This is a genomic window from Ornithinimicrobium pekingense DSM 21552 (assembly GCF_000421185.1).
Lineage (GTDB): Bacteria > Actinomycetota > Actinomycetes > Actinomycetales > Dermatophilaceae > Ornithinicoccus > Ornithinicoccus pekingensis.
Window position 1 is genome coordinate 41537 of the sequence record NZ_ATWJ01000009.1, and the last position, 14302, is coordinate 55838.

Sequence of the window (14302 nt, forward strand, 5' to 3'; positions counted from 1 at the left end):
TCTACTCTGGACGGTGTGGTGAGCAGAGTCCCGGGATCCCGCTCGCGGTCACGTGCCGCGAGCACCGCGGCGCTGCCCGCCGAGACGACCGTGTTCGGACGCGCTCTGGAGGGGTTGCGCGGCGTGGCCGCCCGCCCCGAGCTGGTCCTGGAGGAGGTGCCCGCGCCCACCCGGCTGGCGCCGCACGCCGTGGCTCTCTCTGGCGAGGTCGTCCCCTCCTACCTCGACGAGGACGACGACCCGGCGGCGACCGGGCGTTTCGTCCTCCTGCACGACCCCGACGCGCCCGAGCCGTGGGAGGGCGAGTGGCGGGTCGTCACCTACGCCAAGGCGCGGATGGAGCCCGAGGTCGGGCAGGACCCGCTCGCGGGGCAGGCCGGCTGGTCGTGGCTGACCGACGCGGTCGAGGCCGGGGGACTCGACTGGGCCGCCCCCGCCGGGACCGTGACCTGCGTCTCCTCGGAGAGCTTCGGCGCTCTCGACGGGCGCGAGCCCAGCGTGGAGCTGGAGATCCGGGCCTCCTGGACACCGGTCCTCACCCCGGGCGCCGAGGGCCGCGAGCTGGCGGGGCACCTGGGTGCGTGGGGAGACCTGCTGTGCACGCTGGCCGGACTGCCACCTTTGCCCGAGGGCGTCGTCGCGCTCTCCGGCCCGCGCCGGTGAGCGGGGCTGACGCGGCGCGGGAGCCAGCGGACGACCCGGACCTGGCTGTGCCCGTCCCTGGAGACCCCGACCTCGACCCTGACCCCACCTCCGACTACGAGCGGGTCGACGTGCCTGCCGAGGGTGTGCCGCACGTCGTCGACACCGAGCAGGGTCTCGCCGAGGTCGTCGACGCCCTGAGCCGGGGCACGGGGCCCATCGCGGTGGACGCCGAGCGGGCCTCCGGCTTCCGTTACGGGCAGAAGGCCTATCTCGTGCAGCTGCGCCGCCGGGGGTCGGGCACGTGGCTGATCGACCCCGTCCCCTTCGAGGACCTGTCGGCCCTCGACGAGGTGCTCGCCCAGGACGAGTGGGTGCTGCACGCCGCGACGCAGGACATCCCGTGCCTCGACGAGGCCGGCCTGCGACCCCGGGCCCTGTTCGACACCGAGCTCGGCGCCCGGCTGGCCGGTCTGCCGCGGGTGGGCCTGTCCGCCTCCCTGGAGTACTACCTCGGCGTCACCCTGGCCAAGGAGCACTCCGCCGTGGACTGGTCCACCCGGCCGCTGCCGGAACCCTGGCTGCGGTATGCCGCGCTCGACGTCGAGCTCCTCGTCGAGCTGCGCGACCGGATGGAGCGCGACCTCGCCGAGCAGGGCAAGCTGGAGTGGGCACGCCAGGAGTTCGCGGCGCTCGTCGACTTCACCCCGCGCGACCACAACGCCAACGGCGACGCCTGGCGTCGCACCTCCGGCATCCACCGCCTGCGCAAGCCGCGCAACAACGCCGCGCTGCGCGAGCTGTGGCTGGCCCGCGACGAGATCGCCCGCGAGCGGGACGTCTCCCCCGGGCGTGTGGTGCCCGACAGCACCCTGGTCGACCTCGCCACCCGCATGCCGCGGCAGGCCGCGGCCCTGGCCCCCGCCAAGCCCGATCGGTCGCGTTCACGCCAGCGCCGCGCGGAGCAGGGCCTGCTGCGCTACCAGCGCACCTGGTTGGCCGCCCTCAGACGGGCCGCCGAGCTGCCCGACGACGAGCTGCCCGAGCCCACCCCGCGGGGCGACGGCCCGCCGCCTGCGAGGGCCTGGCCCGAGCGCGACCCCGCGGCCGCCGACCGGCTCGCGCTGGCCCGGACCGAGATCGCCGCCCTCTCGGAGCGGCTCGACATCCCGGCCGAGAACCTGATGACCCCCGAGAGCGTGCGCCGGGTGCTGTGGCGACCGCCGCGGCCCGCCACCGAGGAGGCGGTCGACCAGGCCTTCGCCGACCTGGGCGCGCGGCCGTGGCAGCGCGAGCTCATCACCCCCGTCGTGGTGGCCGCCGTCGACGCACACCCCTGACCTGCCAGGACGGCGCCGTCCGTTCGTCACCGTTATCTCATATATGTGATCTAGAGTGGGGCAGCATGACTGAGAGCTACCTGTCGCGCATCGGCGGCCTGATCCGTGACGCCCGGCGCCACAAGGACCTCACCCAGGCCGAGCTGGCCGAGCTGCTGGGCACCAGCCAGAGCGCGGTCGCCCGCATCGAGCAGGGCAAGCAGAACCTGTCCCTGGAGATGATCGCCCGCATCGGCGAGAAGCTCGACTCCGAGATCGTGCAGGTCTCCTCCGGCGTCCCGCAGAACCTGCGGATCGAGGGCGGCGTGAAGCTCTCGGGCGAGATCGACGTGCGCACCTCCAAGAACGCCGCGGTCGCGCTCCTGTGCGCCTCCCTGCTCAACAAGGGCCGGACGACCCTGCGCAACCTCGCCAGGATCGAGGAGGTCAACCGCATCACCGAGGTGCTGACCTCGATCGGCTTCAAGATCCGCTGGCTGCCCGACTCCTCCGACCTGGAGATCGTCCCGCCCGAGCGCATCGACCTCGACGCGATGGACGAGACGGCCGCGCGCCGCACCCGCACGATCATCATGTTCCTCGGCCCGCTGCTGCACGAGTACGAGCGCTTCGAGCTGCCCTACGCCGGCGGGTGCGACCTCGGCACCCGCACGGTCGAGCCGCACATGATCGCGCTGCGCCACTTCGGCCTCGACGTGACCGCGACCACCGGCTCCTACCACGCCTCCGTCGACCGCACCAAGAGCCCGGCGCGCCCGATCGTGCTCACCGAGCGCGGTGACACCGTCACCGAGAACGTCCTGCTGGCCGCCGCCCGCCACCCGGGCACCACCGTCATCCGCAACGCCTCGTCCAACTACATGGTCCAGGACCTGTGCGTCTTCCTGCAGCAGCTGGGCGTGACGGTCGAGGGCCTGGGCACCACGACGCTGACCGTCACCGGTGTCCCGGAGATCGACAAGGACATCGAGTACTCCCCCTCCGAGGACCCCATCGAGGCGATGAGCCTGCTCGCCGCCGGCGTGGTCACCGGCAGCGAGATCACGATCCGCCGGGTGCCGATCGAGTTCATGGAGATCGAGCTGGCCGTGCTGGAGTCGATGGGCTTCGCCTGCGAGCTGTCCCCGGAGTACGTCTCGGCCAACGGCCACACCCGGCTCGTGGACCTGCGCACCATCCCCGGTCCGCTCAAGGCGCCGCTGGACAAGATCCACCCGCTGCCCTTCCCGGGCCTGAACATCGACAACCTGCCGTTCTTCGCGATCATCGCCGCGTGCGCTCAGGGCTCGACGCTCATCCACGACTGGGTCTACGAGAACCGCGCCATCTACCTCACCGAGCTCACGACCCTCGGTGCCAAGGTGCACCTGATGGACCCGCACCGGGTGATGATCGAGGGTCCGACGCGCTGGCGTGCCGGCGAGATCATGTGCCCTCCGGCGCTGCGCCCCGGGGTCGTCATCCTGCTGGCCATGCTCGCCGCCCCGGGCACGTCGGTGCTGCGCAACGTCTACGTGATCAACCGCGGCTACGAGGACCTGGCCACCCGGCTCAACGCCCTCGGCGCCCGGATCCAGACCTTCCGCGACATCTGAGCCCGGCGACGAGCACGAGCACCCCGGTGCGTCGGGCGACGGCACGGCATACCCGATGACCATCGTCTGGGACGAGCGCGGCGGCGCCACGGTCGAGCGGGACGGCCACCCGCAGTCCTACGTGAACCCGGATGACCCGTTGCTGCTGGTCTTCGAGTACGTCCAGCAGTTCGCGCTCGTCCTCGAGGCGCTGCGCCCCGACCCCGCCCCGCTGGCGGTGACGCACGTCGGCGGGGCGGGTATGACGCTCGCCCGCTGGGTGCACCGGGTGCACCCGAGGTCCCCCCAGATCGTCCTCGAGCCCGACACCGCGCTCACCGAGCTGGTCCGGCGGGAGCTGCCGCTGCCCCGCGGGCACCGCGTCCGGGTGCGCCCGGTGACGGGCCAGGAGGGCGTCGCCGGGCTGCGGGACGCCTCGGCCGACGTGGTGGTCGTCGACGCCTACGACCAGGGTCGCGTTCCCCCGGAGCTCGCCGGCTCGAGGTGGGTCCGCGAGCTGGACCGCGTCGTCGCCCCGGACGGGCTGGTGCTCGTCAACGCCGCCGACGAGCGCGGCCTGCGGTGGGTGGCACGGCTGTGCGCGACCCTGCGGGAACGTTTCGCCCACGTCGGCCAGCTCGTCCTGCGGGAGGTCGCCGCCGGCAAGCGCTACGGCAACGTCGTCGTCGTGGCCTCGCGCCGGCCGCTCGACGACGTCAGTCTCACGCGGGCCGCCGCCCGGGCCCCCTTCCCCTCCACCTGGCGCAGCAGCGAGCAGGTGGTCCGCCTCAGCGCAGGCGCGCCGCCGTTCGGCGAGATCGGCGAACCCTCGCCTCCCCCGCCGGACGGCGGCGTGCTGCGGCTGCGGTGACGTTCGTCGAGGCGACCTCACCCCCAGGGGCGTGATCTGCGCCCGGTGGCGTGCTGATGGGTGATGTCCGGCCCCGTCCGCCGTAGGCTGGCGCCGTGCGCACGTCATACCTGGACCACCCCGGGCCCATCCCGATGGCCCACCGGGGGTTCGACGTCGGCGGGCTGGAGAACTCGATGCGCGCCTTCGAGGCGGCCGTTGCGCTGGGCTACCGCTACGTCGAGACCGACGTGCACGCGACGAACGACGGGCACGTGGTCGCCTTCCACGACGAGACCCTCGACCGCGTCACCGACCGCGTGGGCACGATCACCGAGATGTCCTGGCGCCAGGTCTCCCGCGCCCGGATCGGCGGCGTGGAGCCGGTCCCGCTGCTGGAGGACCTGCTCGGGTCCTGGCCCGAGCTGCGCCTCAACATCGACATCAAGTCCCCCGGGGCGATCCTGCCGCTGGTGCGCGCCATCGAGCGCACGCGGGCGCACGACCGCGTGTGCGTCACCTCCTTCTCCGACCAGCGGCGCCAGGCCGCGGTGATGCGGCTGACCCAGCCGGTGGCGACGTCCGCGGGGCAGAGCAGCACCGCGGCGTTCCGCGCCGCGGCCTCCCTGCCGCCGCTGGTGCGCTCCTCGGTCGTCTCCAAGGCCCTGCGGTCCGTGGACGGCGTCCAGGTCCCGCCGCACCGTTACGGCATCGAGGTCGTCAACCCCACGACCGTGACGGCGGCGCACGAGGTGGGCCGGTTCGTGCACGTGTGGACCGTCAACGACGTGCCGGAGATGGTGCGCCTGCTCGACCTCGGTGTGGACGGGATCATGACCGACCGCGCCGACCTGCTCAAGGACGTGCTGGTCGCCCGCGGCCAGTGGCCCGGGTGAGACTCATCCGCAGCCGCTGAACTCCCACAGCGAGGCGGAACCGCCCTCGTCGACCTTGCGCCAGCCGGGGCCCATGGGGTCGAGGTTGCGCAGCCCCGGGGTGGTCTCCTCCCACTTGGCGTTGAGCTCGTCGTGGAAGGTGAGGCTGTCGGCGTAGACATGGGTGATCCCGAGCTCGCGCACCGCCTCGCAGACGTCGGGGCGCGTCTCCCACTCCTCGAAGCTCTCCTCGAGCAGGGTGCGCTCCGGGGAGTCGGGGATCGGGCTGAGCTGGGGGTGCACCACCTGCACGTCGGCCCGGTGCAGCAGGTAGGGCGACCCGGCCACGGGCTCCCCGAGCACCACCGCGTCGGGCGGCAGCGACTCGGCGGCCCGGTCGATCATCTCGATCTCCTCGGGCTCCAGGATCGTCCCCCACGCGATCGGGTAGGTGGTGTAGGTCGAGGCCATGACCTGGGTCTGGCTGGTCCAGCGCAGGCCCGAGGTCAGGACGGCGACGAGGACGAGCAGACCGGCCGCGGCCGCGGGGACCGGCACGCGCAGCCGGGCCGCCGCCAGGCGTGCCAGCCACGCGCCCCCACCCGCCGCCAGCACCAGCGCCGGGACGACGACCAGCTGGTTGAGGCGGGACGCCTGGGTGTACCAGAAACCGGCCAGGACCCGCCACGGGTTCTCGGGTGGCCCGGCGGCCAGGAGGGTCAGGACCACCGCGGCGAGCAGGGAGGCCACGAGCCAGCGGGCGTGGGTCCGCCGCACCGTGAGGGCCGCGCCGAGGAGCACCAGGAGCGTGACGACGAGGTTGACCGAGGTGATCTTGTAGACGTAGATCAGCGGGTGGTCCAGGAGCATCGAGCCGATGCCGGGCAGGTAGGAGTCCTGCCCGCCGCGCTCGTAGTCCATGATCGAGCGCACCGGCGGGAAGGTGACGAGGAAGAGCAGGACTCCCGCCACCCCGACGACCCAGGCCCCCATGACGGACCAGGCCAGCACGGGCGAGCCCAGCCGGGCCTGCCGCCGCAACTGCCGGGCGAGCAGCACGGTCAGCAGCGGCAGCCCCAGCAGCATGAGCGAGAACAGCCCCGAGGGGTGGGCCAGCACGACCCCGGCGACGGCGACCACGAGGCCGGCGGCGAGGGCGAGGTGCATCCGCCAGGACAGGACGCCGCGCATGGTCGCGATGACGAGGGCCAGCGTGCCGGGCAGGCAGGCCACCGACAGCGCGAACGGCCAGACCGCGAGCATCGACACCGCGATCGCCGGGAAGGTGACGTAGGTCGCGGCCAGGACCGGCACGAGGACGGCGGGCAGCGCCCGGGCCGGGAACACCACCCGCGCCAGGGCGACCAGACCCGCGATCCAGACCACCGAGCCGATCACGAGCGAGGAGGCGTTGGCCGCCTCGGTGACCCGGTCGAACCCCGGCGCCACGGCCACGAGCGCGTGCCAGACCGCGGGGTAGAACGGGCTGACGGTCTCGGCGTACATCGGCGACAGGCCCCCGAGCGAGCTGGCGTTGCCGGTGTCCCGCACGAACCACAGCGCGTTGAGGTGGAAGACGGCGTCCCAGGCCTGCGGGGGCTGGTCGGCCCGACCCATCCCGTGCATCATCGCCCCCGCGAGGACCCCGCCGCCCAGCAGCCAGGTCAGGGCCAGCCACCCACGCTCGACCGGGCGCAGGCGCCGCTCCCCCGCCACGGTCACGCCGGCGGGATCGGTGGTGGTGCCGAGCAGCCGGCCCGCCGCCGCCGCGGTCCCCGCCGCCAGCAGCAGCCCCAGGAGCATGGTCGTCAGGGACCAGGGGACCCCCACCAGGTCGTAGACGATGCCGAGCACGCCGACCAGCCCGGACGTCACGCCCGCCCCCGCGCCCAGCGCGAGCAGCCCGCGGGCGCCGAGGAGCCGGAGCACGGCATACCCCGGGAGCACCCAGATCAGCGCGAGCCCGAGGATGCCCGGCGCGACCTCCGACCAGCTCATGCGGGGAGGGGCTCACCCCCGCCGATGGTCAGGCGGGGCACGCCGGTGAAGCGGGCGGGGTCGGTGACGCGGCGGCCGTCGAGCAGCAGGCGCAGGCCGGGCAGGTCGGTGGCGGCCAGGGTGGCGTACTCGGGGTGGTCGGCCTGCACGATCGCGACGTCGACCGGGTCGCCGAGGGTGTAGGGCTCCCAGCCGTAGCCGGCCAGCTCGGCGTCGGTGTACATCGGGTCGTGGACCAGGACCTGGGCACCGCGCTCGCGCAGGGCCGCGACGGTGGCGAAGACGCCGGAGAAGGCGGTCTCCTTGACCCTGCCGCGGTAGGAGGCGCCCAGCACGACCACGCGCAGCCCGTCCAGGGAGCCCAGGAGGGACTCGGCGCGGGCCACGGCGTACTCGGGCATGGCGGCGTTGGCCTCGCGGGCGGTGCGGACCACGGTGGCGTCGGCGTCGGTGGACAGGTACAGCCGCGGGTAGACCGGGATGCAGTGCCCGCCCACGGCGATGCCGGGGGTGTGGATGTGGGAGTAGGGCTGGGAGTTGCAGGCCTCGATGACCTTGTGCACGTCGATCCCGGCGGTGTCGGCGAAGCGGGCGAACTGGTTGGCCAGGCCGATGTTGACGTCGCGGTAGGTCGTCTCGGCCAGCTTGGCCATCTCGGCCGCCTCCGCAGAGCCCATGTCCCACACCCCGTTGGGGCGGGGCAGGTCGTCGCGGTCGTCGAAGGAGAGCACGGCCTCGTAGAACTCCACCGCCCGCCGGGTGCCCTCCTCGCTCAGCCCGCCGACGAGCTTGGGGTAACGGCGCAGGTCGGCGAAGACCCGCCCGGTCAGCACCCGCTCGGGGGAGAACACGAGATGAAAGTCGGCGCCCTCGGTCAGGCCGGAGATCTGCTCGAGCATCGGCTTCCACCGGGTGCGGGTGGTGCCCACCGGCAGCGTCGTCTCGTAGGAGACCAGGGTGCCGGGGGTCAGGTGCGCCGCCAGGGAGCGGGTGGCCTCGTCCATCCAGCCGAAGTCGGGGGCGCCGGTGGCCTCGTCGACGAACAGCGGCACGACGAGCACGACCGCGTCCGCGCCCGGGATCGCCTCGGCGTAGTCCGTGGTGGCCCGCAGCCGCCCGGCCGGCACCAGCTGCGCGAGCTTGTCTGCCAGGTGCGCCTCCCCCGGGAACGGCTCGGTCCCGGCGTTCACCAGCTCCACCACGCGCGGGTTGACGTCCACCCCCACCACCTCGTGCGAGGGATCGGCGTCGGCGAACTGCACCGCCAGCGGCAGACCGATCTTGCCCAGCGCGACGACCGCGATCTTCATGGTGTGTGATTCCGTCCTTCAGGGGGCCAGTGCACGGACAGGATACGTGCCCGACCAGCACCTATCCTGTCGCCATGCAGGGCACCACGCTGAGCCACACCGTTCCCGACGGCACCGTCCTCCACGTCCACCGCTGGCTGCCGGACGGGCGGCCGCGGGCCGTGGTCCAGGTCGTCCACGGGATGGTCGAGCACGCGGCCCGGTACGCGCACGTCGGGGAGCGGCTGGCCGCGCGGGGGTATGCCGTGTACGCCTCCGACCATCGCGGCCACGGGCGGACCGCGCCGGGGGCCGAGCACCTGGGTCACCTGGGCGACGAGCACGGCTTCGCCGACGTCGTCGACGACCTGGTCGCCCTGACCGACCACCTGCGCGGGGAGCACCCGGGCGTGCCGCTGGTGCTGCTGGGTCACAGCATGGGGTCCCTCCTGGCCCGCGCCTACGCCGCGCGTCACGGCGAGCGGCTCGCCGGGCTGATCCTGTCGGGGACGGCGGGCGACCCGGGCCTCCTGGGTCTGGTCGGTCTGCGGCTGGCCGAGCTCGAGGCGCGTCTGCGGGGACCGCGTGCTCGCAGCCGGCTGATGGAGGCGCTGGTCCTGGGGCCCTACAACCGACCGTTCCGTCCCAACCGGACGCGGTTCGACTGGCTCTCGCGCGACGAGGCCCAGGTCGACAGCTACGCCGCGGACGAGCTGTGCGGCGGGACCGCCACCGCGGGGTTCTACCGCGACCTGCTCACGGGCACACGCTGGGTCAGCGAGGAGTCGACCTACGCGATGACCCCGCAGGACCTCCCGGTGCACGTGGTCGCCGGCGAGGTCGACCCGGTCGGCGGTGCCGCCGCCGTGGCCGAGGTGTCCCAGCGGCTCCGGCGCGCCGGTGTGCGGGACGTGACGACGAAGGTCTGGCCCGACGCCCGCCACGAGGTCCTCAACGAGGTCAACCGCGACGAGGTGGAGGACGACCTGCTCGCCTGGCTCGACGCGCGCTTCTGACCCGACCCACCGAGGACGCCGGCCGCACGCCTGATCGCTCGAGCGTCTCGACCGGCGTGCACAACCGGGGCCTTCCTGGGGTTTCCCGTCCGTCCGGGCCGTTGTGCGCGCCCGTCGGTGCAGCCTGCCCGCGCACCCGGGGTCAGCGACGGGCAGCCAGCGAGGCCACGATGAGCCGCAGGGGGGCCTCCCGGTCGAGGGTCCGCCTCCAGTCCCGGACCAGGAGAGTGCGCGGGGTGCCGTGCCGCCGCCGGGCGTGCGCACGGCCGACGAGCGTCTCGGCCGGCACCGACGGGTCGAGGACCGCCTCCAGCAGGTCGTGGTCGGCCAGGCTCAGCGCGCCGGTGGCGCCGGGGCCCGCCTCGAGCAGACGGCGGGTGACCGAGGCGAGGTCGGCCCGCTCCTGCGGGGTCCACCACCCGGGGTCCGCGCGGGTGAGGATCGCCCCGAAGACGTGGATCCGCAGCAGCTTGGTCACGACGGCGGTGCGCTCCCGCACCGGCCGGACGGCGAGCCACGGGTCGTCCAGCAGGGCCGTCACCGCGACGAGCTGCTCGCTCACGGGGCGCGGCACGTAGGTCGTCCGGTCGACGGCGTCGGTGCCCACCAGGTACGGAGCCTGATAGGCCAGGGCGACACGGGCGCCGGCGAAGAGCCGCGTGACGAAGGGCACGTCCTCACCCACCTGCGCACCGGGGAGCAGGCGGGCACCGGTCCTCTCCACGGCCGCCCGTGACAGCAGCCCGAGCGGTGCGGAGCGATAGCTGAGCCGGTCACGGACCAGGTCGAGGTCGGTCCGGCGGCGCAGGCCGACGCCGAGGTCGAGCTGCCCCGGACGGTGGCGCAGCGTGGCCCGCGGACGCACCCGGGTCGGCGGTGTCGCCACCGTCGCCCCCTCGAGGCGGACCTGCGCGAGCACCACCTCGGCACCAGTGTCCCGGGCCACCTCCAGCCAGTGCTCGATCGCGCCCGGCGACAGCCGGTCGTCGCTGCCCATAATGCTCACCCACGGCGCCGTCGCGGCGTCCAGCCCGGCGGTGAACGGGCCGGCCGGGCTGGGCACCCCGTCGCGGTGCTCCAGGATCCGCAGCCTGGGGTCGCCCAGCGTGGCGGGCGTCATCGACGCCTCGACGTCCGCCCGGGCCAGGTCGTGGGCCACGACGGTGACCCGGACGTCCGCACCCTCGGACCCGTCGAGCACCGAGCGGACGGCGCGCTCGGTCTGGCGGCGCGCGTCGTGGACCGCGACCACGACGTCGACCGTCGGACCGGCCCCCGGGGCACCGCCCTCACGAGAACCCCGCTGCTCGCCCGTCCCGGCCACCACCGACCGGTAGACCGCGTCCACGCGGTCGGCATAGCTCTCCGCGCCGTACCGCTCCCGGACGTCACGGCCGACCTCCTCCGCGGACATCCCGGCAGCCCCGTGCCACACCTTCTCGACCGCGTCCGCCCACGCAGCGGCCGGCGCGCCGGGCGGCACGAGCCCGCCCGCGGGAGAATGCACGAACTCCCGCGGTCCGGCGGTGTCCCCGACGACGGCCGGACGCCCGGCCGCCAGCGCCTCCGCCGCGGCGACGCAGAAGGTCTCTGCCCGGGTCGGCAGGAGGAAGACGTCCGAGGCGCCGAGGGCCGCGGTCACCTCGGCAGGCGGTAGGGGCCCCGTGAGGCGCAGCGGCACACCGAGGGCGTCGGCCCTGCGCTGCACGGCGTCGCGCAACGGTCCCTCGCCCACCCAGGACAGCCGGGCGTCGACACCACGACGGCGCAGCTCAGCGGTCGTCTCGACCGCCGTGAGCGGGTCCTTGCGCGGGATGAGCCCACCCACCCCCACGAGCTCGAGCGGACCCCGATCGCGCAGGTCCTCCTCCGGCCGACGCCGCGGGACCGGCTCCGCCGCCTCGACGATGTTCGGCACGACCACCACCGGGCCGTCACGCAGCCCGCGCACGCCGGCGGCCAGGCCCTCCCCCACGACGACCACCGCGTCCGGACGGCGCAGCAGGGGCCGCACGGCCACCCGGGCGGCCCGCAGCAGCGGCGTGAGGGTCTCCGGCGCCGTCAGCCCGGACCAGTGCTCGGTGTGGACCCAGGGCGCACCGGGACGCCGGCCCGCCATGGGCAGGAGCGCGGAGACGGCCATCGTGTGCACCAGGTCGGCCCCCGTGAGCAGCTGCCGGACCCTGCGCGCGGCACGCCGGACGTGGTCGGGACGCCGCGGGTCCATCACCAAACGCTCGACAGGGGTCTCCGTCGCGTCGGTCCCGCCCCGCTCCCCCGGAGCGACGTCATACCCCTGCGGGTCGTGCGACCCCGGGGCCAGGGCGGGTGCCACGAGGTGCAGCACCTGCACCTCGTGGCGCGTGGCGACCGCGGCGACGTCGCGCGCCACGAAGATGCCGGTGCCGGGGGACGCCGGGGTCGGGTACCAGGTCGTCACCACCAACACGCGCATGCCTCAAACGTATCCCGCCCGCCCCCACCTACCCTTGACCCTCGTGAGGATCCTGAGCGTCGTCGGTGCCCGTCCGCAGTTCGTCAAGCTCGCCCCGGTGGCGGCCGAGTGCGCCCGGCGGGGGGTGGAGCACGTGATCGTGCACACCGGGCAGCACTACGACCCGATGCTCTCGGACGTCTTCTTCCGCGACCTGGGCATCCCGGACCCGGACGTGCACCTGGGCGTGGGCTCGGGCGGGCACGGTGCGCAGACCGGCTCGATCCTCGGCGCGATGGACCCGGTGCTGGAGGACCGGCGCCCGGACTGGGTGCTGGTCTACGGCGACACCAACTCGACGCTGGCCGGCGCGCTGTCGGCGGTCAAGCTGCACCTGCCGGTGGCGCACCTGGAGGCGGGGCTGCGCTCGTTCAACCGGCGCATGCCCGAGGAGCACAACCGGGTGCTGACCGACCACGCCGGCGACCTGCTGCTGGCGCCGACCGAGGTCGCCGTGGACCACCTGCGGGCCGAGGGTCTGGGCGAGCGTGCCGTGCTGGTCGGGGACGTCATGATCGACGTTCTGTACCGGGTCCGCGACGAGCTCGCCGACACCGACGCGGTCCTGGAACAGCTGGGTATGCAGCCCGGCGGGTTCTCGGTCGCGACCATCCACCGGGCGGAGAACACCGACGACCCCGCCCGCCTGGGCGCGATCGTGGCCGCGCTCCAGGAGGTCGACCACCCGGTGGTGCTGCTGGCCCACCCGCGGCTGCGGGCCCGCGCCGAGGAGCACGGGCTCGACCTCGACGGCGGCTCGCTGACCACCCGCGCGCCGCTGCCCTACCCCGCCCTCGTCGGGGCGGTCAGCCAGGCCCGTGGCGTCATCACCGACTCCGGGGGCCTGCAGAAGGAGGCGTTCGCGCTGCGCACGCCCTGCACCACCGTGCGCACCGAGACCGAGTGGGTCGAGACCGTCGAGCTCGGCTGGAACGTGCTGGTCGAGCCCGGTCCCGCCCTGCGCGACGCCCTCGCCCGGCCCGCGCCCGCACCGACCGCCGCGGCGCCGTACGGGGACGGCCACGCCGCGGCGGCGGTCCTCGACGCGCTGGGCGCCTGACCCCGCCGCGCGGCGGCGCACAATTTCCTTGCCGCGCGGGCGACGGCTCGGGACACTCGACCCATGAGCATCCGGGTCGTCGACGTCCCGCGTCTGCAGAAGGGTGCCGACCCCCCGCCGGTCGTCGCCGACATCGGCGAGCTCTCGCGGCGCAGCCGCCTGGCGCTCACGGGCGACGACGACCTGGCCGACCCCGCCCCGATGCTCGCCGTCGCCCTGGCCGAGCAGGGCTACCGCCGCAAGCTCGTCCTGGTCGCCTACGACGCCGCCCGGCCGGTCGGCGCCCTGTGGTTGGGCCTGCCGCTGAAGGACAACCTGACCTCCGCGCACGGCGAGGTCCTGGTCGACCCCGAGGCGGCACCGGGGGTGATCCTGCCCGCCCTGTGGGACCACGCGCGCAGGCGTCTGTCCCAGGAGGGGCGCAGCGTGGTCCAGCTCGTCAGCCTGCACCGCTCCACCACCGACGGTGAGCACCGCGCCCCACGCACCGGTGTCGGGCGACTGCCGGTCGACCCGATGACCACCGCCTTGGAAGGCCTCGGGTTCGTGCTGGAGCAGGTGGAGCAGCACAGGGTCCTCGAGGTCGCACCGGCGCTCGGCGTGGCCGAGGTCGCGGGCCCGCGGGCGCGGGAGGTGGCGGGCACGGCATACCGGACGTTGAGCTGGGTCGGACGCACCCCGCCCGAGCACCTCGACGGACTGGCGGCGCTCCTGGCTCGGTTGAGCACCGACGCACCGCTCGGCGAGCTGCAGGTCGAGCTGGAGAGCTGGGACGCGCAGCGGGTCGCCGAGCACGAGCGGATGGGCGCGGAGATGGGCCGCGAGCTGGTCACGACCGTGGCCCAGCACGTGGCGACCGGCGAGCTGGTCGCCTTCACGCAGCTCGACCGGCCGCTGGACAAGCCGGTCATGGCGTTCCAGGCGGGCACCCTCGTGGTGCGGGAGCACCGGGGCCACCGGCTGGGCATGCTCGTCAAGGCGGTGAACCTGCACCAGCTGGCCGAGCTCGCGCCGTCCGTCCGGCGCGTGCACACCTGGAACGCCGGCGAGAACGCCCACATGCTCGCGATCAACGTCGCGCTGGGCTTCCAGGAACGCGGCGCGGGCGGCACCTGGCAGCTGACCGGGGTATGACGTGCCGGGGGTGCGCCGCAGCGCGTGCTC

11 protein-coding genes are annotated in these 14302 nt (G+C 74.2%); 8 read left to right on the plus strand and 3 right to left on the minus strand.

The features are described 5' to 3' along the window. The first annotated feature begins 15 nt into the window (after window positions 1–15). From K330_RS0107710 to K330_RS0107730, 5 genes are all read left to right on the plus strand, one after another. Window positions 16–663, plus strand: coding sequence for a DUF3000 domain-containing protein (locus tag K330_RS0107710; RefSeq protein ID WP_084617310.1), 648 nt, complete (start codon window positions 16–18; stop codon window positions 661–663). Window positions 664–710: 47 nt separating this feature from the next. Further along, window positions 711–1982: an HRDC domain-containing protein gene (locus K330_RS0107715; protein ID WP_022921259.1), complete on the plus strand. Its 1272-nt coding sequence runs from the start codon at window positions 711–713 to the stop codon at window positions 1980–1982. 65 nt (window positions 1983–2047) lie between these two features. After that, window positions 2048–3577 carry a helix-turn-helix domain-containing protein gene (locus K330_RS0107720; RefSeq protein ID WP_029202438.1) on the plus strand — a complete coding sequence of 510 codons (1530 nt, stop codon included), beginning with the start codon at window positions 2048–2050 and terminating at the stop codon, window positions 3575–3577. Between the two features lie 55 nt (window positions 3578–3632). Further along, on the plus strand, window positions 3633–4427 hold the full coding sequence (locus tag K330_RS0107725) for a spermidine synthase (RefSeq protein ID WP_022921263.1): 795 nt from the start codon (window positions 3633–3635) through the stop codon (window positions 4425–4427). A gap of 95 nt (window positions 4428–4522) precedes the next feature. Then, on the plus strand, window positions 4523–5302 hold the full coding sequence (locus K330_RS0107730; RefSeq protein WP_022921264.1) for a glycerophosphodiester phosphodiesterase family protein: 780 nt from the start codon (window positions 4523–4525) through the stop codon (window positions 5300–5302). Between the two features lie 3 nt (window positions 5303–5305). On the opposite strand, the gene K330_RS19970 is transcribed toward K330_RS0107730, so the two are convergent. Together K330_RS19970 and K330_RS0107740 are read right to left on the minus strand one after the other, a co-directional pair. Next, the gene (locus K330_RS19970) at window positions 5306–7279 is read right to left on the minus strand and encodes a DUF6541 family protein (protein WP_022921265.1); all 1974 of its coding nucleotides are present in this window, start codon (window positions 7277–7279) and stop codon (window positions 5306–5308) included. Further along, window positions 7276–8589 (minus strand): nucleotide sugar dehydrogenase, encoded by a 1314-nt coding sequence (locus K330_RS0107740; RefSeq protein WP_022921266.1) that lies wholly within the window; start codon window positions 8587–8589, stop codon window positions 7276–7278. Before K330_RS0107740 ends, K330_RS19970 begins: the two co-directional genes overlap by 4 nt. Before the next feature lie 74 nt (window positions 8590–8663). On the opposite strand from K330_RS0107740, the gene K330_RS0107745 reads away from it, so the two are divergent. Then, complete coding sequence (locus K330_RS0107745) at window positions 8664–9584, plus strand: alpha/beta hydrolase (protein ID WP_022921267.1); 921 nt, start codon at window positions 8664–8666, stop codon at window positions 9582–9584. Between the two features lie 142 nt (window positions 9585–9726). Here K330_RS0107745 and K330_RS22600 read toward each other — a convergent pair whose 3' ends face one another. Next, entirely contained in the window at window positions 9727–12039 is a 2313-nt protein-coding gene (locus tag K330_RS22600) for a glycosyltransferase (RefSeq protein WP_051145523.1), read from the minus strand. 43 nt (window positions 12040–12082) lie between these two features. On the opposite strand from K330_RS22600, the gene wecB reads away from it, so the two are divergent. Continuing rightward, window positions 12083–13138, plus strand: a complete 1056-nt coding sequence (wecB, locus tag K330_RS0107760; RefSeq protein ID WP_022921268.1) for a non-hydrolyzing UDP-N-acetylglucosamine 2-epimerase — start codon at window positions 12083–12085, stop codon at window positions 13136–13138. A 63-nt stretch (window positions 13139–13201) separates the two neighbouring features. Further along, entirely contained in the window at window positions 13202–14272 is a 1071-nt protein-coding gene (locus tag K330_RS19985) for a hypothetical protein (protein WP_022921269.1), read from the plus strand. Window positions 14273–14302: the final 30 nt, after the last annotated feature.